Consider the following 26754-nt stretch of genomic DNA (forward strand, 5'->3'; position numbering starts at 1 on the left):
CTCAGCCACTCCCCTGTCGCGCCGCCCGCAGTGTGAGCGCGACGCACAACCCGCCCCCCGGGGCGTTTTTGAGGGCCACGGTCCCGTTGTCGTCGGTGACGAGTTGCTTGACGACGGCGAGGCCGAGGCCCGAACCGCCCCTCCCGGTGAGGCCCTGACCGCGCCAGAAGCGGTCGAAGGCGCGGGACTTCTCGGCGTCCGACATACCGGGCCCCTCGTCCAGCACCGACAGCACCACCTCGTCGCCCCGGCTCTCCACCAGGACCGTGATGGTCGCACCGTCCGGCGAGACCTCCAGGGCGTTCGAAAGCACGTTGTCCAGGACCTGGTCCAGATGACCGGGACTGGCCAGCACGAGCGGCCGGCCGTCGGCACTCCCCCTGAGCGTGATGGTGACTCCGCGCTCGTCGGCGGCCGGTCTCCACACGTCGAGACGTTCCCGGATGACCTCCCGCAGGGACAGCGGTTCCGCCGCCGTCACCTTCGCCTCGGCCCGCGCCAGCACCAGCAGGCCGTTGACGAGGCGGCTCATCCGGACCACCTCGGCGGTGGCCTGCTCCACGTCCTCCCGGACGAACTCGTCGTCCGTGCCGTCCGCGATGTTGTCCAGGGACAGCCGCAACGCCGTGAGCGGGGTGCGGAGCTGATGGGAGGCGTCGGCGACGAAGATGCGCTGCGAGGCGATCAGCGTGTCGAGGCGTTCGCCCGCCTGGTTCAGCGTTCGCGCCAGGGTCTGTGTCTCCTGGGGGCCGGTCACGGGGGAGCGGGCCGTCAGGTCCCCGTCGCTCATCTTGCTCGCCATCTCGTTGAGCTGGCGGAGCGGGGCGGTCAGGCGCCGGGCGGCGTAGACGCCGATGATCGCGGCGGCCAGCAGGACCACGACGGCCAGCGCCGCCCGGAAGCCCCAGATGGTCCAGAGGCGGTAGGTGAGGTGGTCGGTCGAGAACATGATCCGGACGGCCCCGACGACCTTCTCCGTGTCGGTCCTCCCCTCCGGCGAACGCTCGAAGGCGGGGACCGTGACCACCAGGTTGTCGCCCCAGATGAAGTCGGAGCCCCAGTCGACCGTGCTCCGGCCGTGCTCCAGAGCCCTGGCCAGCGCCGCGTCCGCCGTCGGCTCCTGCAGTCTCTCCGGCGCACACCGGTCGGTCGCGGTGACCTCGACCTTCTCCTCGTCGGCCGGGTACGCCCCCGCCAGCTGCGCCAGGGCCTCGCAGGAGGCGGTGTCGCCCACGCCCAGCAGCCGGGCCATCGTCTTGGCCTCGCGCTGTAGGGCTTCGCCGGCGTCGTCCCGCAGCTGATCCGTGAGCGTGAACGCCACCGGGACCGTGAACAGGGCGATCGCCACAGCCACGAGGAGCACGTAGCTGCGGATGAGCTGACGGATCATGACGTGCCGTCGCCCTCACGGGTACCGCCGGTCGGCGCGGTCTCCTCGTTCACCATCAGCCGGAACCCCACCCCCCGTACCGCCTCGATCGTGATCGCCCCGGCCAGCTTGCGCCGCAGCGCCGCCACGTGGACGTCCAGCGTCTTCGTCGGCCCGAACCAGTTCGCGTCCCAGACCGCCTCCATGATCTGCTCCCGCGACATCAGGGCGCCCGGCTCCTCGGTGAGGAAGGCCAGGAGGTCGTACTCCTTGGGGGCGAGCCCCACCTCCGTACCGTCGAGGTGGACGCGCGCGGCCTTGCGGTCGACGGTGAGGCGGGGGCCGTAGCGGTCGGGGCCGGCGGCGGGCGCGTCGGCGGCGCGCGGCTGCACCCGGCGCATCACCGCCCTTATGCGGGCGATCACCTCGCGGACCCCGAACGGCTTGGAGACGTAGTCGTCGGCTCCCAGCTCCAGGCCGACCACGCGGTCCGTCTCGTCGCTGCGGGCGCTGATCACGATGATCGGCACCTGGCTGCGGTCCCGCAGGGCCTTGCACACGTCGAGGCCGTCGGTGTCGGGGAGGCCGAGATCCAGGAGGACGACGTCGTACGGTCCGCCGTACGACAGCGCGGCCCCGCCCGTGTTGACCCACTCCACCTCGAAGCCGTACCGCAGGAGTCCTCGTCGCAGGGACTCGGCGACCGGCTCGTCGTCTTCCACCAGAAGTACGCGCACGGCCACGACCTTAGTGCTTGAAAGTTGGCGTTCCGTCGTCGCGGGGCCCCTCGGTGTGACTCCAGGCACTTTTCCCCGTCCGCGCCGACTGTTCGGCGCCGACCTGGGCAGAGACGTTCCCGGAGCGGCCGAAGGTCCGGGCGAGAAGCCAGGGTGAAACCGGTGGAAGGTCCGGAGAAAACCCAGGTGATCACAGGGTGAGCGGGACATCTCACCATGCGGTACCAGGGAAGGGATATTCGGCCGCTCGTTAGACTGAGCCGACCGCCGCAGCACGTTCGACGACGCGGGAACGACGTAGGAACCGCGGACGAGTGCGTGTGCATGTGCGGAAATTAGGGACTGAAACGGAGCGAGGAGCGCACGTGGGCCTTGTCGTGCAGAAGTACGGAGGCTCCTCCGTAGCCGATGCCGAGGGCATCAAGCGCGTCGCCAAGCGGATCGTGGAAGCGAAGAAGAACGGCCACCAGGTGGTCGTCGTCGTTTCCGCGATGGGCGACACGACGGACGAGCTGATCGATCTCGCCGAGCAGGTGTCACCCATGCCTGCCGGGCGTGAGTTCGACATGCTGCTGACCGCCGGAGAGCGTATCTCCATGGCGCTGCTGGCCATGGCGATCAAAAACCTGGGTCACGAGGCCCAGTCGTTCACCGGCAGCCAGGCGGGCGTCATCACCGACTCGGTCCACAACAAAGCCCGGATCATCGACGTCACGCCGGGGCGCATCCGGACCGCGCTGGACGAGGGCAACATCGCCATCGTCGCCGGGTTCCAGGGCGTCAGCGCGGACAAGAAGGACATCACCACCCTCGGCCGCGGCGGGTCGGACACGACCGCCGTCGCGCTGGCCGCCGCGCTGGAGGCCGAGGTCTGCGAGATCTACACCGACGTCGACGGCGTCTTCACCGCCGACCCGCGGGTCGTGAAGAAGGCGAAGAAGATCGACTGGATCTCCTCCGAGGACATGCTCGAACTGGCGGCGTCCGGTTCGAAGGTGCTGCTCCACCGCTGTGTCGAGTACGCCCGCCGCTACAACATCCCGATCCACGTCCGCTCGTCCTTCTCCGGACTGCCGGGCACCTGGGTCAGCAATGAGAAGCCAGAGTCGCAAGGGGACCACAAGGTGGAGCACGCCATCATCTCCGGAGTCGCCCACGACGTCTCCGAGGCCAAGGTCACGGTCGTCGGCGTCCCCGACAAGCCGGGCGAGGCCGCCGCGATCTTCCGCGCCATCGCGGACGCCGAGGTCAACATCGACATGGTCGTGCAGAACGTGTCCGCCGTGACGACCGGTCTGACGGACATCTCCTTCACCCTTCCCAAGACCGAGGGCCGCAAGGCCATCGACGCCCTGGAGAAGAACAAGGCGGGCATCGGCTTCGACTCGCTGCGCTACGACGACCAGATCGGCAAGATCTCCCTGGTCGGCGCGGGTATGAAGACCAACCCGGGCGTCACCGCCTCCTTCTTCGAGGCCCTCAGCGACGCCGGAGTGAACATCGAGCTGATCTCGACCTCCGAGATCCGCATCTCGGTCGTCACCCGCGCCGACGACGTCCCCGAGGCCGTGCGCGCCGTGCACACCGCCTTCGGACTCGACTCCGACAGCGACGAGGCCGTCGTCTACGGGGGTACCGGGCGCTGATGGCTCTCACCCACGGAGGCGGCGGTCGTTGATGGCTGTCGATGCCGGGCGCGCCGGCAGGCCGACGCTGGCGGTCGTGGGCGCGACCGGTGCCGTCGGCACCGTCATGCTCCAGATCCTTTCCCACCGGGCCGACATCTGGGGCGAGATCCGTCTGATCGCCTCCCCGCGCTCGGCCGGCCGCAAGCTGGCCGTGCGCGGGGAGCAGGTCGAGGTGGTGGCGCTGTCGGAAGAGGTTTTCGACGGGGTCGACGTCGCCCTGTTCGACGTACCCGACGAGGTCGCGGCGCACTGGGCGCCGATCGCCGCCGCCAAGGGCGCGGTCGTGGTGGACAACTCGGGCGCCTTCCGGATGGACCCGGAGGTGCCCCTGGTCGTCCCCGAGGTCAACGCGCACGCCGCCCGCGTCCGGCCGCGCGGGATCATCGCCAACCCCAACTGCACGACCCTCTCCATGATCGTGGCGCTCGGCGCGCTGCACGCCGAGTTCGGGCTGCGCGAGCTGGTGGCCTCCTCGTACCAGGCGGTCAGCGGCGCGGGACGGGCGGGAGTGCAGACCCTGCGGCAGCAGATCGCCCTGGTCGCCGGTACGGAACTGGGGACCGCCCCCGGTGACGTACGCCGGGCGGTGGGCGACAACACCGGGCCGTTCCCGGAGCCGGTGGCGCTGAACGTGGTGCCGTGGGCCGGGTCGCTGCGCGCGGACGGCTGGTCCTCGGAGGAGATGAAGGTCCGGGACGAGTCCCGCAAGATCCTCGGCCTGCCGAAGCTGCCGGTCGCCGTGACCTGCGTCCGGGTGCCGGTCGTCACCACGCACTCCCTCACCCTGCACGCCCGCTTCGAGAACGAGGTCACGGTCGCCAAGGCCCGCGAGATCCTCGCCACGGCCCCCGGGGTCGTCCTCTACGACGATCCGGGCGCGGGGGAGTTCCCCACCCCCGCGGACGTGACCGGCACCGACCCGACCTGGGTCGGGCGCGTACGCCGGGCCCTGGACGACCCGACGGCCCTGGAGCTGTTCGTCTGCGGCGACAACCTGCGCAAGGGCTCCGCCCTGAACGCCGCGCAGATCGCGGAGCTGGTGGCGAAGGGCGCCTAGCCCGGGCCCTCGGCCCCCACCTCCTCCACCCCGGGCCCGGGGGCCCTTGTCGGCGGTGGCGTGTAAGTTCTTCGAGTCGGCGGTTCGGCGGACGGAGAATTTCCGGCCGTGCCGTCGTCGGTTTCCGGGTTGATTCAGGCCTCCCGGTGATCGAGGATTTTTTCTCCCCGTCCGCCGCAACCGCGCGGCGGACGGGGAGCGTCTTTCACGGGCGCCCTTCGGCGGGGCTGGGCGCCAACATTCTGGCTTAGGGGAAGAGCTGGTACGCATGAGGTCGTTCGACGTGCTGTCCGGTGTTCGGCGGGCCGTACCGGCAGCTGAGCGCAGCGTGCCGTCGGGCGCGTCTGTCGCACCGGCCCGCGCATGGGTCACGCGGACACGTGTGCGATCTGACGCAAAAGAGATGGCTGCCACGTACAACCCCGACGGGGGGTCGCGGGTCCAACTGGCGTGGCAGAGGTACTCGAATTCACCGCGGCACAGACGAGGGGCACCGCCCTTCGTCCACCCCGCCGTCCCCGCTTGCCCGGTTCGGCCGGCGGCATGCCGGTGATCGCGCCGATGCCCGCGGCGCGGCCGACCCGCATACCCAACCAACGCGACGGCGCGGACGACACGTCGACGATGCCGGCCTCCGGCACGACCGTCGACCATCTCACCGAGACCTACCGCGCCCACTACCGCTCGCTTCTCGGGCTCGCGGCGCTCCTCCTCGACGACACCGCCTCCTGCGAGGACGTGGTCCAGGAGGCCTTCATCCGCGTGCACTCGGCGCGCAAGCGTGTCCGCGAGCCGGAGAAGACGCTCGCCTATCTGCGCCAGACGGTCGTGAACCTCTCGCGCTCCGCCCTGCGCCGCCGCATCCTCGGTCTGAAGCTGCTGTCGAAGCCGATGCCCGACATGGCGAGCGCGGAGGAGGGCGCGTACGACCTGCTGGAGCGTGACTCCCTCATCAAGGCGATGAAGGGCCTGCAGCGCCGCCAGCGCGAGGTCCTCGTGCTGCGCTACTTCGCCGACATGACCGAGGCCCAGGTCGCCGAGACCCTCGGCATATCGCTCGGCTCGGTCAAGGCGTACGGCTCCCGGGGCATCGCGGCACTGCGCGTCGCCATGGAGGCGCCGGCATGAGCACGCACGGCAAGGGCGACGGACCCGACAGGCGCGACGGGCGTGACGGACGGGACGAACTCGGCGCCCGCAGGCGCGCCTCGTGGGGGCGCCGGGACGACGACGAACGCGCTGCGGAGCGCGGGGAAGCACCCGCGCGAGAGCGCGGGGAAGCACGCGCTGAGCGTGGGCAGGACGGGCGCGTCGGGGGGCGCGGGCTCGAAGAGCACGATGAAACGCAATCGCACGCTGGGAACGGAACTGTGAATCACGGCCCCGAAGAACAAGGCCCCCACCCCAAGGGCCGGCATCTCGAAGGCCGCACTCCGGACGACCCGCCGGTGGTGGACTCGGCCGGAGCCTCGCGGGATGAGGATGCGCGGTCCGAGGGTCGGGCCGCGGATGACCAGTCCGCGGATGACCGGCTTTCTGAAGACCGGCTTTCTGAAGACCAGCTTTCTGAAGACCAGCCTTCTGAAGACCAGCCTTCGGAAGACCAGCCTTCGGACGGCTCCCGTTCGGGAAGTGCTCCAGGGACTACTTCAGGGAGTACTTCGGGGGGTACGAAGGACTCGGGCGCGGACCTCTCGGCCGAGGGTTCCGCCCGCGCGGCCGAGCCGGGGGCCGACGACTCGCTCCTGAGCGCCCTGCGGTTGGGCGGCCTTGGCTCCGGCGGCTCGGGGCCGGGCGGCCCGGGGCCGAAGGTGACCGGCGGATTCGAGCCGGACGACGAGCTGGTGCTGCGCAATCTGCTGCAGCAGGCGGTGTCGGAGATCGAGCCCAGGGACGGCACGCTGGAACATCTGCGGCGGGCGGTACCGGCGAGGCGGGCGCGCAAGCGGCAGGCCGTCGTCGGCATGGCGGCCGCCGCGCTCTTCATCGGCACGGCGATCCCCGCCCTGATCCACGTCTCCAACTCCCCCGGCTCCGACCTCCACACCTCCATCACCGGCAACGGCTCCCACACGCAGGGGAGCGACGGCGACGCCAAGGGGCAGACCGGCGGACAGAATGCCTCGGGCGGCACCTCCGGCGGTTCCAAGGACTCCGGCAAGGGCAGCGGCAAGGGCAAGGACGACAAGGGCAAGGGCGAAGGCAACGGCACCGTGGGCGGCGCCCAGCCGTCGCCCACGAGCGCTGCCTCCTCCCTGTGCACCTCGGCCCAGCTCGGCGGTGGCGGCAGCGTGGGCGCACCGGACTCCAGCGGCGCCGTCTACGGCTCGTTCCGCGTGTCCAACGTTTCCGGCACGAGCTGCACGGTCACCGGCTCGGGCAGTGTGGGAGCGTCCCCGCAGGGAGCCGCCGACTCCTCGAAGATCACCGTGGCGACCCATGTCGCCGGGGACGCGGCAACCGGACTGCCCGACCCGTCGCTGTCCCTGACGCAGCTGACGCTGGCGCCGGGCACGGCGTACGAGGTGCGGTTCGCCTGGGTGCCTTCGGAGCCCTGCCCCACCAGCAGTGGCGGTACGACCGACGGCGGCGGCACCGGTGGCCCGGATCCGACACCGGACCCGACGCCCACGGGGGAGGCGACCCCGGGGACCACCACCGACGGCACCAACTCCGTCTCCACGCAGCTCCTCACCGAGGACGGCACCATCGACGGCAGCGTCGTCGTCTCGCACACCACCGCGGGCGGCATCGCCACCTTCACGACGGGCGTCGGCAACGCCTGCGCGGGCGTGCTCTACTACACGGGCCTGCTGGCGGGCGCCTGACCTGACCGTACGGCCACCGGGGAGCACCGCCGCCGAACGCGCGGTGCTCGCCGGGTCCGGCTGTGCGGCGGTCCCGTGCTCCGATGACGCGTGTCGGTACGCCGGTTCCAGCGGTACGCCGGTCTTGCGCGACAGGTCTTGCACGACCGGTCCTACCTGTCCGGTCCTACTTGGCCGGTTCGGCTTCCCGCGCGAGGGCTTCGTCCGCGCGGGCCTCGTCCGGATCGTCCCCGGTCGTCTCGACGAGGCCCAGCTGCGCGTCCCGGATGAACTCGACCTCGCGGCGGACCAGCCGGAACCACATGAAGACGACGAAGCCGGCGAAGACGAACCACTCGCCGGTGTAGCCGAGGTTCTGGAAGGCCTTGAGGTCGAGCCCGGTGTCCTGCGGGGCGGTCGCGGGCACGGCCTTCATGCCCGAGTCGGCCTTGTCGAGCGTGACCCAGGCGTCGTACAGGTCGTCCGGCACGAGGTTCACCAGCGCCGCCGCGCTGATCGCCGAGGTCTGCCCGGCCGGGAGCCCGCCCTGGACGGGTACGCCGTTCGACCCCGGGGTCTCGGACGCCTGCAGCGAACCGGTGACGGTGACCTCGCCGGAGGGCGCGGCCGGGACGCGGCCGGCCTTCGCGGCGCCGGGCAGCCAGCCCCGTACGACGGGCAGCGCCTTGCCGTCGTCGGTGCGCAGCAGCGTCAGCACGTAGAAGCCGTTCCGGCCGTCCAGTTCACGGTTCGGCACGAGAAGCTGCTTGCCGTACCGTCCGGTGACGGTGGCCAGTGCGCCCGAGGTCTCCTTGTCCACCGGCAGCAGTTCCGCCAGCGGGCGTGCCGGGGCCCGGTCCGCCGGGTCGATCCGCTCGGTGGCCGCGCGATGGTCCTGCATCCGGTCCTCGAAGCGGCTCAGCTGCCACGACCCCATGAACACGCAGAAGGGGATGGCGAGCAGCACGAAGACGTTGATCCCCCACCATCGGGGCGTCAGCAGAAACCGGTACACGCCTTCCACCGTACGGTGCCCGCGCCGGTCGCCGGGCCGCGGGGTCGACCCCCGCAGCCCGCGGTGTCACCCGCCTCAGTACCGCTCGACGAGGTGCTCACGCCCGGCCGGCGGCTCGTACGGCTCGGGCCAGAAGTCGGTGACGGCCGCTATCCGGCCGTCGCCGTCCCCCGTGAAGAAGGAGATCGCGTACATCTCCTCCAGCCCGACCGTGACGTGCGTCCAGCTGACGACCTGCCCCGGTTCCGCGACGATCCGCTCGATCCTCGCGTGCCAGTCGCCCGGATACTCCCGGTTGAACCGCACGTACCGCTCCCTGCCGCGTATCCGCTCGCGCGTCTGCGGCAACTCGTACACGACGTCCTCGGCCAGCGTCTCGGCGAACGCGGCCCAGTCCCGGCCCTCGGCGGCGGCCCAGAAGCGCTCGACGGCCCGGCGCAGCCCGGTGTCTGTGGTCGTTGAGGTCATGGGGCGAGTCTGCACCCGACCACTGACAATCGGTCCGGCCGAACCCCGCCCGAGGCGGTCGCGGGGCGAAGTTGTCCACAGGCTGGGGACCTCGGCGGCACGTTGTCGTGCGGGCGGGGCAATATGGGGCCATGACTGAGAGCAACGGGGCCACCCCGCAGCAGCAGAGCGGATCCATGCCCGACTGGGAGAAGCGGTTCCGGGCGCCGAGGGTGTCCCTGCCCGACTGGGCGGAGGACGCGCCGCACCGCTCGCTGTTCGTCTCCAACGCCACGGGCACGTACGAGTTGTACGCGTGGGACCGCGCCACCGGCGAGCAGCGCCAGGTCACGAACCGGGCCAACGGCACGACCGACGGCGTGCTCTCGCCCGACGGCGAGTGGATCTGGTGGTTCGACGACAAGGACGGCGACGAGTTCGGCATCTGGCGCCGTCAGCCGTTCCACGGCGGCCCGGACGAGGAGGGCGCCCCGGGCCTGGACCCGTCGTACCCGGCGGGCCTGGCCCTCGGCCGCGACGGCCGCACGGCGATCGTCGGCCGCTCCACCGACGAGGACGGTTCCACGATCCATCTGTCCCGGCAGGGCGAGGCCCCCGTCGAGATCTACCGCCACCGCGAGTCGGCCGGCGTCGGAGACCTCTCGCACGACGGCTCGCTGATCGCGATCGAGCACACCGAGCACGGCGACGCGATGCACTCGGCGCTGCGCGTGGTCCGCCCGGACGGCAGGACGGTCGCCGAGCTGGACGACACCAAGGGCGGCACGATCGAACTGGGCCTGGAGGTGCTGGGCTTCGCCCCCGTGGTCGGTGACACCCGGCTGCTCATCGGCCACCAGCGGGGCGGCCGTTGGGAACCCCTCGTCTGGGACGTGTCCTCGGGCGAGGAGACCGACCTCGGACTCTCCGGGCGGCTGGAGGGCGACCTGAGCGCCGAGTGGTATCCGGACGGCTCCGCCCTGCTCGTCGCCCACAGCTTTGAGGCCCGCAGCGAACTGTTCCGCTACGACCTGGCCTCCCGTGCCCTGGAGCGCGTGGACACGCCGCGCGGCACCGTCTCCGGGGCCACCGCCCGCCCCGACGGCAGCGTCGAGTACCTGTGGTCCTCCGCCGCCGAGCCGCCGGTCGTCCGCTCCACCACGGGCGAGGTCGTCCTCGACCCGCCGGGTCCGAAGTCCCCCGGCTCGGTGCCGGTGGAGGACGTCTGGGTGGACACACCCGGCGGCCGCGTCCACGCCCTGGTCCAGCGCCCGGCCGGGGTCGACGGCCCGTATCCGACCGTCTTCGACATCCACGGCGGTCCGACCTGGCACGACAGCGACGCCTTCGCGGCGGGACCTGCCGCCTGGCTGGATCACGGATACGCGGTCATCCGTATCAACTACCGGGGCTCCACCGGCTACGGCCGCGCCTGGACCGACGCCCTCAAGCACCGGGTCGGCCTGATCGAGCTGGAGGACGTCGCGGCGGTCCGCCAGTGGGCGGTGACCTCCGGTTTCGCCGACCCGGACCGGCTCGTCCTCACCGGCGGCTCCTGGGGCGGTTACCTCACCCTCCTCGGCCTCGGCACCGAACCGGACGCCTGGACCCTCGGCATCGCCGCCGTCCCCGTCGCGGACTACGTCACCGCGTACCACGACGAGATGGAGGCGCTCAAGGCCATGGACCGCACCCTCCTGGGCGGTACGCCCGAGGAGGTCCCCGAGCGCTTCGAGGCCTCGTCACCCCTGACGTACGTCGACGCGGTGAAGGCCCCCGTCTACATCTCCGCAGGTGTCAACGACCCCCGCTGCCCCATCCGCCAGATCGACAACTACGTCGACCGGCTGGCTGGCCGGGGCGCCGTCCACGAGGTCTACCGCTACGACGCCGGCCACGGCTCCCTGGTCGTCGACGAGCGCATCAAACAGATCCGCCTGGAACTGGACTTCGCCGAACGCCACTTGGGGGCGCGCACCTGACGGCCCCGGCACCTCGGCCCCCCGCGCCCCCGAAGGGCGCGGGGGCACGGGCCTCTCACGCGGCCGCCAACACCGTTTCCTTCCCCTCCTGCTGGACCTCCTCCGCGGCCGCCAGCAACGCCACGAGCGTGGCCCGGGCCCGGGACACCCGTGAGCGCACCGTGCCGATGGGGCACCCCGTCAGGTCGGCCGCGTCCTCGTAGGACAGCCCCAGCATCTGGGTGAGGACGAACGCCTCCCGCCGCTCCTCGGGCAGCGCGCCCAGCAGATCGGTGAGCGCCACGCCGTCGTCGAAGCCGGGCAGTCCGCGCGGCTGGGCGTGCTCGACGGCGAGTCGCCAGTCCGGTACGTCGGACAGCCGGGGCCGGGCCGCCGCGTGCCGGAAGCTGTCGGTCACCGCCCGCCGGGCGATCGACAGCAGCCACGTGCGGGCGGAGCAGCGCCCCTCGAACCGGTGCAGGCTGCCGAGCGCCCGCAGGAAGGTGTCCTGGGCGAGGTCGTCCACCGCCTGGGGATCGGCGCAGAGGTGGGCGACGAACCGCTGCACGTCACGGTGCAGCGCGCCCACGAACCGCTCGACGGCCTCCGGGTCCCCACCACGGGCGGCCAGCGCCCAGGCGGTTATGGACTCGTCGGTCGTGGACCGGGAGGCCTGCGGGACCGACGCGGGCAGGGGAGTAAGGGTGATCACCTGGTGTCCTTCTCGGGTCATCCGGGATCCGGACCAACCGGCACGGGCAGGAACACGGGGGCGCACACGGTGAGACAGCCGTACACGCCCTCGCCGAGGCAGCCGTTCCGTTCGAGAGGAGCGGGTGACGGTCGGAGAGCGTGTGGGAGAACGTGTCGGGGAGCGTGTGTGCGCGTACGTGAGCACGCGTCCGGCGGTCCGGTGAGGAAGGGGGGCGGCCCGTACGGCACGCGCGGAGGCGGCGGCGTACGGCCGAAGCCCGAAGCGTGAGCCGTGTGTCGGCCGCCTCGGGTCACCGGCTGTCGTCAGATGACAGCGGTCCCGGCGGGCGGACCCCGAGAGGTGATCGCGTGGACGAGAAGAAGGCGGCGCGGCGAACGGTCCGCCCGCCCGCGGCGCACCCGCGGGCGCGGCCGCTCCGCGGCGAGGGGCAGCGCGAGCGACAGGCGCAGGGGTGCGGCCAGCCAGCCGGCCACGGTCCGCAGCAGCCCGAAGGCCGCGCGTTCGCCGTACGCCAGCCACAGCCCGCACAGCAGCGCCGCGAGCAGGTGCGCGGCGAGCATGCCGGACGAGGACGTGTACAGGGACGCGAGCGAGGACATGAGCGACGAGGAGGAGGCGGACGAGCCGTCCAGGAGGTACCCGGTGTGGTCCACATGACCCAGGTGACCGGCCGCATCCATGGGGACCGTGTGAGTGAGGTGGGCGGAACCCATGTCCATGAGGTCCGCCGAGCCCGTGGAGCCCGTCCCGCTCATCGAACTCATCGCGTCCGTGCGGCCGCTGACGGCCGTCGTGGTGGACGACTGTGCCCGTTCGAAGCCCCAGTGGAGGGCTGTCTGGGCGGCGACCACGACGGACGTGATCAGGGGGAGTCCGCGCTCACGTCCGGCCAGGCACCAGCCGACGGCCCCGGTCAGGACCGCCCCGGCGACCATCGCCCACCAGGGGACATGGCTGCCGGACATCAGCACGTGGCCGAGGGCGGCGAGCAGCACACAGACGGCCGCGAACATCGCGGCGCGTGTCGTGCGCGAACCCCACCCTGCGGTCATGGCGCCCCATCCTCGCATCCGGACACCGCGTCACCCCGTCCCTCTTGAGTACGGATTTCCACCCGCCGTCGCACTCACACCGCCAACTGTGATCCGGATCACTGAGGAACCGGTCGTGTGCATGGGGCAGTCTTCTGGTCGTGGGGACCCCTTCGCAGCACAACAGCCGTACCGGGCCGGGCGGACAGGCAGGTCCGGCCGACCCGGCGGACCCGGCGGTGACCACCGGCCCGGCCGCGACGACGGCCGGTCCGGGTGCGTTACCAGGCCAGGGCAGGCCGTCCGCCCCGGGCACGCCGTCGGGCCCGCCCGGTGCGGGCCGGCAACCCGCCCCGGGCGGGAGCGCGCGGGGCCGGACGGCCGCCGGCTCCGGCGCGCACATGGTCGTCTGCGGGGACGACGGGCTGGCCCACCGGCTGGCCGCCGAACTGCGGACCGTGTACGGGGAACAGGTGACGCTCGTCGTGCCGCCCACCGCGCGGATCGCGCAGCGGCCGGTCGTCGGGCGGGCCCGGACCGCCGCCGCGTTCCTCGACCGGATGACGGCGGCGGTCAACCGGGCCACGGGCGCCGCCGATCCGACGGCCGCCGACCGCACCGCCGAGGCCCGCGCCCGCGACGGCGGCGAACATGTCCTGGAGGCGGGCGAGGCCACCGAGGCCGTGCTCGCCGAGGCCGGGGTGGAGCGGGCCGCCGCGCTGGCGCTCGTCTACGACGACGACGAGACCAACATCCGCGCGGCCCTCACCGCCCGGCGCCTCAACCCCCGCCTGCGGCTGGTCCTGCGGCTCTACAACCGTCGCCTGGGGCAGTACGTCGAGGAACTGCTCGACCAGGCCTCGGCGTTGGCGGCGGGCGGCGGCGAGGCCGACGGGGTCGACGGGTTCGGCGCCTCGACGACCGTCCTCTCCGACGCCGACACCGCCGCCCCCGCGCTGGCCGCGACCGCCGTCGCCGGGACCAGCAAGGTCGTACAGACGGACGGGCTGATGCTGCGGGCCGTGGAACGCCCGCCCGGCCGCGGCGGCCAGAGCCCGGGCGGCCTCTGCACGCTCGCCCTTCTGTCGGCCACCACCAACGACCCCGCCGGAGCCGAGGGTTCCGAGGGCAGCGGGGCACGAGGCCCCCAACTCCTGCCCGACGAGAGGGCGGTGGCGGAGGCGACGGGACGCGGAACCGTCGTTCTCGACACCGTGCGCTACGCGGGACCCGCGCTGCCGCCCGGCCGGGCGGGCGGTGGGCCGCTCGGGGCCTTCGGGTCGCTGCTCTCACGGCGGCTGCGGTGGTCTCTGGCGGTCATGATCGGGTGCGTCTTCGCGCTCGCCGTCGCGCAGATGGTGATCACCGGGGAGCATCCGCTCCAGGCGACGTACGCGACCCTTCTCGACCTCTTCGGGATCGCCGACCCGGCGACCGACCAGAGCGACTCCCGCCAGATCCTGCAACTCCTGTCCGGCCTCATGGGTTTACTCCTGCTGCCCGTGCTCCTGGCCGCCGTCCTGGAGGCCCTCGGCACCTTCCGCAGCGGCACCGCCCTGCGCAAGCCGCCGCGCGGCCTCTCCGGGCACGTCGTCCTCCTCGGCCTCGGCAAGATCGGCACCCGCGTCCTGGCCCGCCTGCGCGAACTGCACATCCCGGTCGTGTGCGTCGAGGAGGACCCGGATGCGCGCGGGCTCGCGGAGGCCCGACGCCTGCGGGTGCCGGTGATCCTCGGCGACGTGACCCAGGAGGGCGTCCTGGAGGCCGCCAAGATCCACCGCGCGCACGCCCTCCTCGCCGTGACCAGCTCCGACACGACGAACCTCGAAGCCGGCCTGTACGCCCGTTCCGTACGCCCCGACCTGCGGGTCGTCCTGCGCCTCTACGACGACGACTTCGCCACCGCCGTCTACCGCACCCTGCGCGCCGCCCACCCGGGCGCCCTCACCCGCAGCCGCAGCGTCTCCCACCTCGCCGCGCCCGCCTTCGCCGGAGCGATGATGGGCCGCCAGATCCTGGGCGCGATCCCCGTGGAACGCCGCGTCCTCCTCTTCGCCGCCGTCGAGGTCCGCGGCCACTCCCGCCTGGAGGGCCGGACCGTCGCGGAGGCCTTCCGGGCGGGTGCCTGGCGCGTACTGGCCCTCGACACGGCCGCCCCCGGGGAGCCGGACACCGAACGGACGCCGGGCGCGGCCGGATCGGGCCTGGTCTGGGACCTCCCGCCCACGTACGTCCTCCGGGCCGAGGACCGCGTGGTGCTGGCCGCGACGCGGCGGGGGCTGGCGGAGTTGCTGGGAAGGCGGGCGGGAGTGGGGGCGTAGGTTCTCCGGCCGTCGCTCGGGTGCGGGTCCGGTGGGGCGCGACCGACCCCCGCTCACCCGCAGACGACCCCGTGCGCATCCCCCCGCGACCCCGTCCCGATGAACACCGACGGGCAGCCGTTCGTACGCCGTGGCCGTGGCCGTGCCCTCAGGCCTCGGGGTGCAGCAGCCCGCGCTCGTACGCCTTCAGCAGTCGCTGCGGTACGAGGTGGGTGGCGCCGTCGACCGCGAACGGCACGAGCGGCGGCGTGCTCGCCTTCCACCGGGCGCGACGGTGACGGGTGTTGCTGCGGGACATCTTCCGCTTGGGTACGGCCATGGGGTCCTCCTCCACGGGCTTCACAGGTGACGGACCGGACGCTACATGAAAATGGATCCCATTACTAAAAGGGCTTGGTGGTCCGCGCCACGGCCCCCGGCGCCCAGGGCCGTGAGCAACCCCGCCGCGAGCGCCGTATGGGAGGAAGCGGGCCGAACCGGCCCCGCCCGGCCCAGCCGTTCCCCTACGGAGGTACCGTCCCCCGTGGCCACCACCAAGGAAGAAGCCCAAGCCCCCCAGCGCGGTCGGCATCTCGACCCGCCGCTCGTCCTCACCATGCTGCTGGTCCTGGCGGTCGTGGCGCAGCGCCCTCTGCGTGGTCTGCTGTCCGCGCCCGTGACACAGAGCTGGATGACGGTCTTCGTGGCGGTGGTCGTGCAGGCCCTGCCGTTCCTGGTCGTCGGAGTGCTGATCTCGGCGGCCATCGCGGTGTTCGTGCCGGCCTCGTTCTTCGCCCGCGCGCTGCCGAAACGGCCCGCGCTGGCGGTACCGGCGGCGGGCATGGCCGGTGTCGTCCTGCCGGGGTGCGAGTGCGCCTCCGTGCCGGTGGCGGGCGCCCTCGTGCGCCGGGGCGTGACACCCGCGGCCGCGCTCGCCTTCCTCCTCTCCGCCCCCGCGATCAACCCGATCGTGCTGACCGCGACCGCCGTGGCCTTCCCGGGCAACCCCGAGATGGTGCCGGCCAGGTTCGTGGCGAGTCTGCTGGTGGCCTGCACCATGGGCTGGCTGTGGCAAAGGCTGGGCCGCGGCGAGTGGATGCGCCCGCCCGAGCGGCCGTCCTACGAGGGCCAGAGCAAGGGCGCCGCCTTCTGGGGCTCGGTGCGGCACGACGTGATGCACGCCGGCGGTTTCCTGGTCGTCGGCGCGATGGCGGCGGCCACCCTCAAGGCGGTCGTCCCGGCGAGCTGGCTGAACGCCGCCGCCGACAACCCGGTCGTCGCGATCCTCGCCCTGGCGGTACTGGCCGTCCTGCTCTCCATCTGCTCCGAGGCGGACGCGTTCGTGGCGGCCTCGCTGACCCAGTTCTCCCTGACCTCCCGGCTGGCCTTCCTGGTCGTCGGCCCGATGATCGACCTGAAACTCTTCGCCATGCAGACCGCCACCTTCGGCCGCGCCTTCGCGCTCCGCTTCGCCCCCGCCACCTTCGCCCTCGCGATCCTGGTGTCGGCCCTCGTCGGGGCGGTGCTCCTGTGAACCGTCAGGCCCAGACCGTCATCCTCTTCCTCACCGGCGGCGCCCTCCTCCACGCGGGCTTCACCGACCTCTACCTCCGCTACGTCAAGGCCGGCCTGCGCCCCCTCCTCATCGGCGCCGGCGTCGTCCTCATAGCCGCCGCCGTCGCCACGGTCCTGTACGAACGCCGAGCCCGGCGCCAGGGCGACGAGCAGCACACCCCTCACGAACCCCGGGTGTCCTGGCTGCTGGTCCTGCCGCTCCTCGCCCTCGTCCTGGTGGCCCCGCCCGCCGCCGGGTCCTACACCGCGATGCGCACCGGCGCCGCACTCCAGCAGCAGCCCTGGGGCTACTCCGCCCTCCCCGCCGACGGCCCCCTCCGGCTGAGCGTCGCCGACTACGCCGGCCGCGCGGTCTACGACAAGGGCCGCGCCCTCTCCGGCCGCACGCTCAAGATCGCCGGGTTCCTCGCGCTCGACGGCTCCGGTCACCCGTATCTCGTCCGCATGGCCCTCAACTGCTGCGCCGCCGACGCCCAGCCGGTCAAGATCGCCCTCACCGGCGAACTCCCGGCCGTCCTCCAGCCCGACACCTGGGTCGAGGTCACCGGCACCTACACGCCGAAGCGGACCAGGGACCCCCTCAACGGCACCGCCGTCCCGTACCTCACCGTCACGGCCACCCGGCCGGTCGAGGCACCCCAGGACCCGTACGACGAGGCATGGAACGGCTGACGTCGGCGGCACGCGGGCATGAAAGGGCCCGGTCGCTGGCGACGGGGGATGCACCAGCGACCGGGCTATGGCCAAGGCTAACAAGGCTGCTCGTCGGACGGGAGCAGACTGCTCGACTGGGTTGACGAGTTGTGATCGGTATCACGTGGGCCGCGTGCCTGGCCAAACGTTCGTTAGGCGTCGCGAGCGCGCCGCCCGCACGGGTGGTCAGCCACCCCCGCACGGCGGTGCGTACGCCAACCGTGGCAGATACTCCTCCCACTTCTCCCGCGTCAGCACCCCCCGTGTCGTCGAGCAGATGTGCCGTACGGCGGCGTCCACGTCCAGATTCCACAGCCGCACGGTGTCGGCGCCGCTGGACACTCCGAGCATGTGACGGTCGGGGCTGAAGGAGAGGAAGTGGCCGGTTCTGGCGTTGGGGCTCATCGACCGGCCGATGGGGGAGGCGTCGGCGGGGTCGGTGACATCCCAGAGGCGGACGGTGCTGTCGTTGCCGCCGCTGGCCAGGGTCCGCCCGTCCGGGCTGAAGGTCAGCGACACGATCGCCTCGGTGTGACCGATGAGCGGGGGGCCCAGTCGTGTCACCGCGCGGGGGTCGGAGACGTTCCAGAGCCTGACCTTGTCGTCACCGCCACCACTGGCCAGCGTCCTGCCGTCCGGCCTGTAGACGAGATCGCTGACCGCGCCGCGGTGGGCGGTCAGGGGGCCGTCGAGCCGGGTGGACCGGGCCGGGTCGGCCACGTTCCACACCCGGATGGTGCCGTCCGCGCTGCCGCTGGCGAGGCTGCGGCCGTCCGGGCTGAAGACGAGGGCGAGGATGTACCCCTTGTGGCCGGTGAGGGGCTTGCCGAGCGGGACGACGCGGGACGGGTCGCGGACGTCCCACAACCGCACGTCGTGGTCGCCGTAGGAGGTGGCCAGGACACGCCCGTCGGGGCTGTAGGCCTGCGCGTCGGTGTACCGGATCCGCAGCGCGAGGGGCGAGCCGCGCAGGACCGGGTGGGCGGGGTCGCCGACGTCCCACAGATACAGCGCCCGGTTTCCGGCGACGATCGAGAGCGTACGGCCGTCGGGAGAGAACGTCAGGGAGCGGTTGCCGCCGTCCTTGAGGGTGAACGCCTTCCCCAGCAGCACGGGCCGAGCGGGCTCCGCCACGTTCCACAGCCGGATCCGGCCGTCACGCCCGGCGGTGGCCAGCACCTTCCCGTCCGGCCGGAAGACCCCGTTCCGTCCGACCATGTCCGAGGTCGGCACCGACCACAGCCGCACCTTGCTGTCGCCGCTCCCGGTGGCGAGCGTCCGGCCGTCCGGGCTGAACCCCAGGGCGAACATCTCACCGCTGGCCCCGGCGAGCGGCTCGCCGACCTGCGACGGATACGCCTGGTCGGCGACGTTCCACAGGCTCGCCGTGCTGTCCGCGCTGGCGGCGGCGAGGAGCCGGCCGTCGGGACTGAAGGCCACGGACCAGATGGGGCCGGTGTGCCCGGTGAGGGGCGCGCCGAGCGCGCTCGCCCGCCGGGGGGCGGCCACGTCCCAGAGCCGGACCGTGTTGTCCGAGCTGCCACTGGCCAGCGTCCGCCCGTCGGGCCCGAAGGCCAGCGAGTGCACCAGACCCGTATGGCCCCGGAGCACCCGGCCGAAGGCCGCGGGCGCACGCGGATCGGCGACGTCCCAGAGCCGGATCGTGTTGTCGTCGCCCCCGGTCGCCAGCGTTTTCCCGTCCGGACCGAACGCCACGGCGCGCACGGGAGCGCTGTGCCCGGTGAGCGGCGCGCCGAGCGCCCTCGCGCGCGCCGGATCGCTCACGTCCCACAGCCGTACGGTCTCGTCCTCGCCGACGGACGCCAGCGTTCTGCCGTCCGGGCTGAACGCGACCAGGAAGATCGTGCCGTCGTGCCCGGTCAGAGGGGCACCCGGTTTTCGGGGAGCGCGGGCATCGGAGACGTCCCACAGCCGGATGGTGCCGTCGTCGCCGGCGCTGGCGAGCGTACGGCCGTCCGGCGCGAAGACCGCGCTGCTCACCCAGCTGCCGTGCCCGGTGAGGGGCTTGCCGAGGGCCTTGGGCCGGGACGCGTCCGCCACGTCCCAGAGCCGTACGGTCCGGTCGTAGCTGGCGGTCGCCAGGAGTCTCCCGTCGGGGCTGAACGAGGTGAGGTAGACGGCGCCGTCGTGGCCGAGGAGCGGGGTGGCCAGGGGCGCGTTGACGATCGAGACCAGTCGGCTGTCGGTGCCCTCGTCGTCGGTCCGTAGTGTGTGCGCCACCAGGTCGAGCTGGGCGGAGAGCGAGGGGTCCGAGTACTGGACGCGATCCGCCTGGGCGACCACTTGTTCGAACACGGCGTCGTTGCGCTGCTGCCACGCGACCACCGCCGAGCCGACGGCCACCAGCGCGAACGCCACCAGCGCGGCCACGGCACCCCGCCTGATCCGGACCGTGCGCCGGCGCAGCCGTACCGAGGCGGCCAGGAACTCCACCGCGCTCCGGGTCAGGTAGGTGCCACCGGCGTCCCCGGCGTCCCCGGAGCCTGCGGCACCTCCGGAGCCTGCGGCACCTCCGGAGCCTGCGGCACCTCCGGAGCCTGCGGCACCTCCGGAGCCTTCAGCGCCCCCGGTCGCCCCGGCTTCGGTGGACTTGGCCCAGGTGTGCGCCTGTTCGAGCCGCGAGCCCCGGTAGAGCAGAGCGGAGTCGCGCTCGGAGTCCTCCCAGGCCCGGCCGTCCTCCTCCAGCCGCTGGCGCAGCAGATGGTCGTTGCGCCCCTCGTCGATCCACCCCCGCAAGCGGGGCCAGGCGTGCAGCAGCGCCTCGTGGGTGATCTCCACCGTCTCGGCGTCGAGGGTCAGCAGCCGGGCGCGGACCATGGCCTCCAGCGACTCCTCCGTCTTCACCGGGTCCGCCGCCCCGTCCGCGAGCTGCCGTCGCGTGCCCCGGCGCCGCGTTGCCTGCGTGTCCTCATTCAGCCGGACCAGCCGTAGCAACAGCAGCCGCGCGGCCGTACGGGCGGCCGGGTCCAGCCCGGCCCAGGCCCGCTCGGCGGTCGCCGCGACGGCGCCCTGGATACCGCCGGCGGCCCGGTACCCGGCCAGCGTCAGCCGCCCCGCCTTCCGCCGCTGCCATGTGACGAGCAGGGCGTGCGACAGCAGGGGCAGTACGCCGGCGTCGTGCGCCCCACGCGGCCCGTCCGCGCTCACCTCCCGCACGATCAGCTCCGCGAGCCCCGGTTCGAGCTCCAGCCCCACGGCCTTGGCCGGCCCCGTCACCGCCTCCCGCAGCTCCGCCGCCGTCAACGGCCCCAGCACCATGTGCCGGTGCTGCAACGCGTCCGCCAGCTCCGGATGCCCGAGACACTGCTCGTAGAAGTCCGCGCGCACCCCGAGCACCACGACCGCGGGCGCCGCCCCGCCCGCTGCCCCGCCCGCCTCCCCGGGCGTGCACGCGGCAGCGAGCAGTTGGACGAACATCCGCCGATCCGCTTCGTCGGCGGACAGGGTGAAGGCTTCTTCGAACTGATCGACGATCAGAACCAGCCGGGTGGGAGCGGGTGTGCCGGCCGGGGAGGAGCCCTCACCGCCGATGCCGGACGCTCCCCGCCCCCGCGCCGCCGACGCCCGCGCCGACGCCCGCGCCCCGACAGCCGCCCGCACCGCGTCGGCGAACATCCCCGTACCGGGCTCGTACGCGGCGGACACCACCTGCCCCAGCTCCGGTATCCGACGGATCAACTCCCCGACCGGATCGGCGCCCGGCACGAGCCGGAGCACCTCACTCACAGTTCCGTCGGCATCGTCCAGGGCGCCGCCGCGCACCGCGGGCACGAGCCCGGCATGCAGCAGGGAGGACTTCCCGGCGCCCGAGGCCCCCACGAGCACGACCAGCCCACCGGTACGCCCCGCCGCCCGCAGCCGCTCCATGAGCGCGTCGGTGCTCCGCTCCCGCCCGAAGAACCAACGGGCGTCCTGCTGCCGGTACGAGGCCAGCCCCCGGTAGGGGCAGACACCGCCGGGAGGCAGCTCGTCCACGGGCCCGGCCCCGGCTGCGGCGGACGCGGCGCCCGCACCGGCCGGACGCTCGCCGACGGGATCGGCCAGGGCCCGCTCCCACAGCCGCTGCCACTGGGCCATGTCGTACAGCCCCTTGGACACCGGGACGGTCCGCGCGCGCCGGGCCTCGGGGATCAGGACGTGCAGCACGGCGGCGAGGGCGGCGAACTGCGCGGGCACGTTCCTGGCCCGCCGCCAGTCACTGATCCGCTGGGCGGACACCCGCACGGGCCGCCCGCGTTCGTCGACCCGCTGCAGCCGGACGACCGACTCGGAAACACTCTTGAGGGGAGGGTTGCCCGCTTCCCTGTACAGCAGCGCGAGACGTTCCGCGAAGGCCGTGCGTGCCCCCGAGCCACGACTCAAGGCATCCACCCCCTACCTTCCCCCGGTACTGCGACATCGCTGGGACATCCGGACCGGAAAACTCACCTTACGCACCTGACCTGCGAAAATGTTGAAGCCAGCCTCCCAGGCCCCTCCTCCCCGACGACCCCGAATGGCAGGATCAAGACCGAGCGGCGACACCGCGCACACGGCCCCCGGCATAGCACCCGCAAAGACGCCCCATCATGCCGCACACCCCCGGCCGGCCCCGTCGACGCCCCCGCTCCACCCCGACTCGATCCGCGTCCTCGACCCGGATCGACCCCCGCGCCGTCCGGCACCGGTCCCCACGAGGGGAGGGACCGGTGCCGGACGAAGCGCTTCCTGCCGCGTCCGGTCAGGTCCTCTCCGCACCTTCTGCCCGGCCGACTGCCGGTGTTCCGGGATCCCCGCGCTGTGAACGCACGGCCTCTCCGCCCGGCCGGGACGCCACGAGACCGTCTCCGCATCCCAGAACGGCGTCTCAGACAGCGCCTGTTCGCCCAGCTCAGGCTGGGTGGGACGGTTGCGTCGTCGCGGTTGGGCGACGGTGATTGCGGTGGGTCCCCGCTGTCTTCGAAGCTATGGGTGTCGCACCGGCCGGGGTGATCGAGGACCCCGGCGGCGCCTGGTGACGACTCCCGCCCTGTGCCTGTGTACCGGGCATCCGTGTGCCCTGGTGGGGCGGGAGAGCCGGCGCGACCGGGAGCGACTCATACGGACCACGATGAGAAGGAAGACACGACATGAGCAGGAACAGCGGGGACAGCGGGAACAGCGGGAACAGCAGGGGCAGCGGGAGCAGCGGGAACAGCTACGCACGCCATCGTCCGGGCCGCCGTACGGCCGTCGCCACTGGGCTCGTCCTCGCCCTCGGGCTCGGTGTCTCGACGCAGGCGGTGGCGCAGGCTCCCGCCCCCGCCCCCGTCTCCGCCTCCACCTCCGCCAAGGCATCCGCGATGGCGTCCGCCCCGGTGCGGTCGATCACTGGCTTCAACGGCGACACGGTGACCGAGGTCGCCGACTTCTACGGCGCGTACATCGACGCCAAGGACGCCCCCCGGGGCCCGGACAAGGCACTGGCGAAGGCGCTGCGCGCCCACTACCTGACGCCCGCGTTCGCCAGGAAGCTGACGGCCTGGGAGAAGAAGCACAAGGTGGACGGGCTCCTGCGTGCCAAGAACGTCCCGACGCGGTGGAAGGTGAGCGAGGGCCGCAAGGGCCTGGAGGTCGTCGTCACCCTGACCTTCGGTGGCGCCGGGGAATCGCCGACGACGAAGACCCGGTTCGTCGTGGAGCAGGATCTGATCGACGGCATCAAGAGCATCCGCACCACGAGCACCGCCCCCGAGAAGGCGTCCGCCGCGGTGCGGTCGGTCAGTGGCAGGACGGGTGACTCGGTGACCCAGGTCGCCGACTTCTACGGCGCGTACGTCGACGCGAAGGAGGCCTACCCGCGCCCGGACAAGGCACTGGCGAAGGCGCTGCGCGCCCACTACCTGACGCCCACCCTTGCCAAGAAGGTGACGGCCTGGGAGAAGAAGCACAAGATGGACGGTGTGCTCCGTGCCCGGAACGTGCCGGTGGACTGGACGGTGACCGGGGACGGCGAAAGCCGTGAGATCGCCGTCACCCACAGCTTCGGCGGTGGGGAGTCGCCGACGACGACCACCCGCCTCGCCCTGAAGGCGGACGCGTTCAACGGCATCACCGACATCCGCACCACGAAGGCCCACTGACGACGCATCGGCTCAGCGAGGGTTCGTCGAGGCGTCAGCCGCCGCTCTCCGCCGCCAGGTTGGCGGCGGGGATCGGGACCCAGCGACCGGGTTGGTGGGAGACGCGGTCGTACCGGTAGCCCGGCAGCCCCTTGGTACCGGTGGTGCGGAAGGGCCGCCCGCCGTCGTCGATGCGGACCGTGCCGGTGCGGCCCTGTGAGGACCAGGCGAGGTTGAGGTACCAGTCACAGTCGCAGGACTCGTTCAGCGCGGAGACCACGAGGACCTCGGGCTCCTGCAAGGACACTCGGTACGGGAAGTCGATCGCGGGGATCGCTTTTCCCGCCCCGTCGTCGCCGGGCATCGAACGGGCCCGAGGCTGCTGCGCGTCGAGGTCCACGTCGAAGAAGCGGGGGATGAGGGCGGCCCCGCAGCCCTCGCTCAAGGAGTAGAGGCTGCCGTGGCCGGCGGCGGGGGCGGGGGCGGCGCGGCTGACCACGCGCACGTACAGGGCTTCCAGTACGACGGCGGCGGAGCCCCGTCCCTGCACCGTGATCCGCACGGTCGTGGGGCCACCGTGCACCGCCCGCTGGGAGGTGGCCCACGCCGCGAGGTCCTCCGGGTGCGGGGGCGGCGGGACCTGTTGCGGAGGCTTGGCGAGGACATAGTCCTCGCCGCACCCGTTGAGTCCGCGCGTGTGCGAGTCGGCCGTCCAGGTGAGAGGGGCCACCCGCGGGGCCGCGCCGGCGCTCGCGCGGTTCGGCTCGCGGTTGCCCTGGTGCCCGGCCGAGGCGGAGGGGGGCCCGTCGGCGGAGGTGGTGAGACCGAGGAGGGCGGAGACGAGCGAGGCCGCCAGCGTCATCGACCGCCAGGCCCGCTGTCCAGGGCGCCCGCCGTGGAGCCGAGGCCCTGGCGCTGAGGCCGGCCCGGGGCGCTGGCCGGCCGGTGAGATCGGCTCGGGAGCCTCCGCGGCCGACCCGCTGCCGCTCGCAGGAACGGCCGATGCGGTGACATCGTCCACAGGCGGGACCGAGGCCGCCGCGCTCGTGGTGGCGTGGGGCGCTGTTGCCTGCCGGCCAGAGGACGAGCGGGACCGTTGCCGCGGGGCGGCGGCCAGGATCCACAGGCGGTACAGCTCCATGCGTTCCGCGGGGGAGGCACCGCAGAGCGCGGCGAACCGCTCGATGCCGGCGAAGTCCTGCGGGACCGCCTCTCCGGCGCAGTAGCGGTGCAAGGTGGAGGCGTGCATGCCCAAGGGGCGGGCCAGCGCCGCGTAGCTGCGGTCGGTGCGCTCCTTCAGACGCGTCAGGAGCATCGCGAACTCCGCTACGTCGTCGTGGATCGAATCCATGTAATCCGTACTCGTATCCGCTCGTCGGCCCCTGCGGGCCCGTCCCGATGGGGCACGGCACCCACGCGCTTCCCCCTGTCTGCACGTCCATACGCCCGGGACGGTTCCAGCGTTGCAAGGCGTGACCTTGATCACGGCCAGGCAACCCCACCTGAGGTGACTGCTGACCCCAGGTCTCACCAAGCGCTTCGAACGGCGCCGACGACTCGCCTCTCCACACCTCTCGGCAACGCCAGAGGGCCCTTACCGATCCGGTAAAGGCCCTCTGATCTGCAATCCAACTGTCGGGGTGGCGGGATTTGAACCCACGACCTCTTCGTCCCGAAGCAACTTGGGCGGGCGCTCGGCCATGGGCAGGAGTGCTCCCTACGTGCGCTGATGGTCCGCCGACGTTCGCGCTCGTCCGCCGGTGTTCGTCGGCGTTGTCACGCAGTTAGACACTCAGACGATTTTCGGCTGTACCGCAGCGCAGCGAGGTTCATGTCAGCCATGGTGGTGGAACGAAGCTCGCATCTGCTCCTTCGTACCAGCTCCACTCCAACTGGCGTTCGAACCCTCCAGTGGGAGTACCAGAAGTGAGCAACGCGCCACCTTCCGGCACGACATCGACTACACGCCGTTGTCCCGCCTGGACGACCTCGATCTGCAACCACCATGAGCACCGCACACTCTCCGCTCGGCCAGTGATCAGCAGAGACTGTGACTCCCCAGGGGAGAGCGTGATGACGTTGTCATCGAAGTATGGGCGATTGCCGGTGCGTGTCAGGCGACTGATCGAATCCTCGTAGGCGGCTTCCCAAGCTTCGGGAATGGATTCGTCAAGAAGGAAGTCCAAGACGATAGCTCCCGCTGCGCCCGCAGGCGGATATCTGACCCATGTAGCACAGAAGGGCTCGCCTATCTGTTGTTTGTGGACTTTGATGTTGGTGATCGTTAGTGGTTGCTCTGTCTGGTTCTCTACCAATAGTTTGGCGGTCGTCGCTTTGAAGTCAGCGGCGCCCCGTTGGCGCAGCAGCCAGTACATGGGCATGTAAGTGCGCTTGTCCTGAGGCACGTGCTGCGGCAAGGCATCATCTGACGGCAAAGCCATCTCCCACGCCTTGGGGACGAGAACCTCTCCCGTGACAGTCAGTGGATCACCGCGTTTCACCCAGCGCCGAAAGTACACGCCTGCACCGAGGACCACTGCAACAATCAAGGAACCAACGATGCCTTCGACCACGGAAGCGCTCCTCAGGGCCAGCCTCTCGGCGCACCGTATGTCGCCGGGAACGAGGCCAGGGTTGACGGTTGCGAACAGTCTGTCACCGTCGGTCGTCGTCGAGTGCTTAGGGGAACGCAAGACGGCCCCGCAACGGCCAGCGGGTGCGTCGGCGACGTCCAGCCAAACGACCATCGCGTCGCCGGCGGCGGCTGCCGCTCGAAAGAACGGCACGAGAGCGTCGTAGTGGTGTGTGACGTACTGGAGCCACTGCAGGCCTTCGCCTGCGATGTTCGGATACAGGTCGGCCTGGGCCAGCTCCACCTCGGTGACATCCCGGACCAGCACGTCGCTCGACAGCCCGCCCAGAGCCGCCGCAGCTGCACGGACCTGCTCCGGGGTGAGATACTGGGGCAGCCCGTACCCCCAGTCCTCGGCTCCCGGAATCTCCTCTTCGCCATGCACGATGTCAACGGGGAACTCAAGCCGCTGCAGCAGGAATCCAAGGGTGTCCCATGCCTTGTCGATGTCGAGGCACCGCGGCTGGCCAGCCCTTGCGCTCTCGTCCGACCTGCCCTCGATCAGCTCCTCGATGAACCCCAGGGCCCAGTCCGGATCACGAATCGCCCGACCGAGTTCGGCAGGGGTCAGGCGTGGCTACTCCCCGATCATGCTCATAGCCGATGATAGAACTGAGGACGGAGCA

The 26754-nt window shown here is 72.0% G+C and carries 19 protein-coding genes; 9 read left to right on the plus strand and 10 right to left on the minus strand.

Going from position 1 to position 26754, the window contains the following annotated elements; translation table 11 throughout:
* Position 1: 1 nt before the first annotated feature.
* Both STRBO_RS0102380 and STRBO_RS0102385 read right to left on the minus strand, forming a co-directional pair.
* Entirely contained in the window at positions 2 to 1390 is a 1389-nt protein-coding gene (locus tag STRBO_RS0102380) for a HAMP domain-containing sensor histidine kinase (RefSeq protein WP_005483782.1), read from the minus strand.
* Positions 1387 to 2106 carry a response regulator transcription factor gene (locus STRBO_RS0102385; protein WP_209442934.1) on the minus strand — a complete coding sequence of 240 codons (720 nt, stop codon included), beginning with the start codon at positions 2104 to 2106 and terminating at the stop codon, positions 1387 to 1389. The genes STRBO_RS0102380 and STRBO_RS0102385 overlap by 4 nt, the downstream gene beginning before the upstream one ends.
* Positions 2107 to 2471: 365 nt before the next feature.
* Between STRBO_RS0102385 and STRBO_RS0102390 the strand changes: the two genes are divergently transcribed.
* From STRBO_RS0102390 to STRBO_RS0102405, 4 genes are all read left to right on the plus strand, one after another.
* Positions 2472 to 3752, plus strand: coding sequence for an aspartate kinase (locus tag STRBO_RS0102390; RefSeq protein ID WP_005483785.1), 1281 nt, complete (start codon positions 2472 to 2474; stop codon positions 3750 to 3752).
* 31 nt (positions 3753 to 3783) lie between these two features.
* On the plus strand, positions 3784 to 4851 hold the full coding sequence (locus tag STRBO_RS0102395; RefSeq protein WP_005483786.1) for an aspartate-semialdehyde dehydrogenase: 1068 nt from the start codon (positions 3784 to 3786) through the stop codon (positions 4849 to 4851).
* Positions 4852 to 5394: 543 nt separating this feature from the next.
* Entirely contained in the window at positions 5395 to 5979 is a 585-nt protein-coding gene (locus STRBO_RS0102400; protein WP_005483787.1) for a SigE family RNA polymerase sigma factor, read from the plus strand.
* Positions 5980 to 6662: 683 nt separating this feature from the next.
* Entirely contained in the window at positions 6663 to 7679 is a 1017-nt protein-coding gene (locus STRBO_RS0102405) for a hypothetical protein (RefSeq protein WP_005483789.1), read from the plus strand.
* A 166-nt stretch (positions 7680 to 7845) separates the two neighbouring features.
* On the opposite strand, the gene STRBO_RS0102410 is transcribed toward STRBO_RS0102405, so the two are convergent.
* Positions 7846 to 8673, minus strand: a complete 828-nt coding sequence (locus STRBO_RS0102410) for an SURF1 family protein (RefSeq protein WP_020113718.1) — start codon at positions 8671 to 8673, stop codon at positions 7846 to 7848.
* A 75-nt stretch (positions 8674 to 8748) separates the two neighbouring features.
* A complete protein-coding gene (locus tag STRBO_RS0102415; RefSeq protein ID WP_005483791.1) occupies positions 8749 to 9141 on the minus strand; it encodes a nuclear transport factor 2 family protein in 393 nt (130 codons plus the stop codon).
* 131 nt (positions 9142 to 9272) lie between these two features.
* Between STRBO_RS0102415 and STRBO_RS0102420 the strand changes: the two genes are divergently transcribed.
* Positions 9273 to 11102: a S9 family peptidase gene (locus STRBO_RS0102420; RefSeq protein ID WP_028796425.1), complete on the plus strand. Its 1830-nt coding sequence runs from the start codon at positions 9273 to 9275 to the stop codon at positions 11100 to 11102.
* Between the two features lie 55 nt (positions 11103 to 11157).
* On the opposite strand, the gene STRBO_RS0102425 is transcribed toward STRBO_RS0102420, so the two are convergent.
* Positions 11158 to 11814, minus strand: coding sequence for a sigma-70 family RNA polymerase sigma factor (locus STRBO_RS0102425; RefSeq protein WP_005483796.1), 657 nt, complete (start codon positions 11812 to 11814; stop codon positions 11158 to 11160).
* A 284-nt stretch (positions 11815 to 12098) separates the two neighbouring features.
* Complete coding sequence (locus tag STRBO_RS0102430; RefSeq protein ID WP_020113720.1) at positions 12099 to 12848, minus strand: hypothetical protein; 750 nt, start codon at positions 12846 to 12848, stop codon at positions 12099 to 12101.
* 380 nt (positions 12849 to 13228) lie between these two features.
* Here STRBO_RS0102430 and STRBO_RS0102435 point away from each other — a divergent pair, with 380 nt between their 5' ends.
* Positions 13229 to 15148 carry an NAD-binding protein gene (locus tag STRBO_RS0102435; protein WP_005483799.1) on the plus strand — a complete coding sequence of 640 codons (1920 nt, stop codon included), beginning with the start codon at positions 13229 to 13231 and terminating at the stop codon, positions 15146 to 15148.
* A gap of 148 nt (positions 15149 to 15296) precedes the next feature.
* Here STRBO_RS0102435 and rpmF read toward each other — a convergent pair whose 3' ends face one another.
* Positions 15297 to 15467 carry a 50S ribosomal protein L32 gene (rpmF, locus tag STRBO_RS0102440; RefSeq protein WP_020113721.1) on the minus strand — a complete coding sequence of 57 codons (171 nt, stop codon included), beginning with the start codon at positions 15465 to 15467 and terminating at the stop codon, positions 15297 to 15299.
* 204 nt (positions 15468 to 15671) lie between these two features.
* Between rpmF and STRBO_RS0102445 the strand changes: the two genes are divergently transcribed.
* A complete protein-coding gene (locus tag STRBO_RS0102445) occupies positions 15672 to 16661 on the plus strand; it encodes a permease (RefSeq protein WP_005483801.1) in 990 nt (329 codons plus the stop codon).
* The gene (locus STRBO_RS0102450) at positions 16658 to 17374 is read left to right on the plus strand and encodes a TIGR03943 family putative permease subunit (RefSeq protein WP_005483802.1); all 717 of its coding nucleotides are present in this window, start codon (positions 16658 to 16660) and stop codon (positions 17372 to 17374) included. The genes STRBO_RS0102445 and STRBO_RS0102450 overlap by 4 nt, the downstream gene beginning before the upstream one ends.
* 207 nt (positions 17375 to 17581) lie before the next feature.
* On the opposite strand, the gene STRBO_RS0102455 is transcribed toward STRBO_RS0102450, so the two are convergent.
* Entirely contained in the window at positions 17582 to 21787 is a 4206-nt protein-coding gene (locus tag STRBO_RS0102455; RefSeq protein ID WP_020113722.1) for a WD40 repeat domain-containing protein, read from the minus strand.
* 737 nt (positions 21788 to 22524) lie between these two features.
* On the opposite strand from STRBO_RS0102455, the gene STRBO_RS0102460 reads away from it, so the two are divergent.
* Positions 22525 to 23517, plus strand: coding sequence for a hypothetical protein (locus STRBO_RS0102460; protein ID WP_005483805.1), 993 nt, complete (start codon positions 22525 to 22527; stop codon positions 23515 to 23517).
* Between the two features lie 34 nt (positions 23518 to 23551).
* Here STRBO_RS0102460 and STRBO_RS0102465 read toward each other — a convergent pair whose 3' ends face one another.
* Both STRBO_RS0102465 and STRBO_RS0102470 read right to left on the minus strand, forming a co-directional pair.
* The gene (locus STRBO_RS0102465; protein WP_005483806.1) at positions 23552 to 24847 is read right to left on the minus strand and encodes a helix-turn-helix domain-containing protein; all 1296 of its coding nucleotides are present in this window, start codon (positions 24845 to 24847) and stop codon (positions 23552 to 23554) included.
* A 478-nt stretch (positions 24848 to 25325) separates the two neighbouring features.
* Positions 25326 to 26699, minus strand: coding sequence for a YfbM family protein (locus tag STRBO_RS0102470; RefSeq protein WP_078531557.1), 1374 nt, complete (start codon positions 26697 to 26699; stop codon positions 25326 to 25328).
* Positions 26700 to 26754 lie beyond the last annotated feature (55 nt).

Origin of the sequence: Streptomyces bottropensis ATCC 25435, assembly GCF_000383595.1 — a bacterium.
In the GTDB taxonomy this organism is placed as follows: domain Bacteria; phylum Actinomycetota; class Actinomycetes; order Streptomycetales; family Streptomycetaceae; genus Streptomyces; species Streptomyces bottropensis.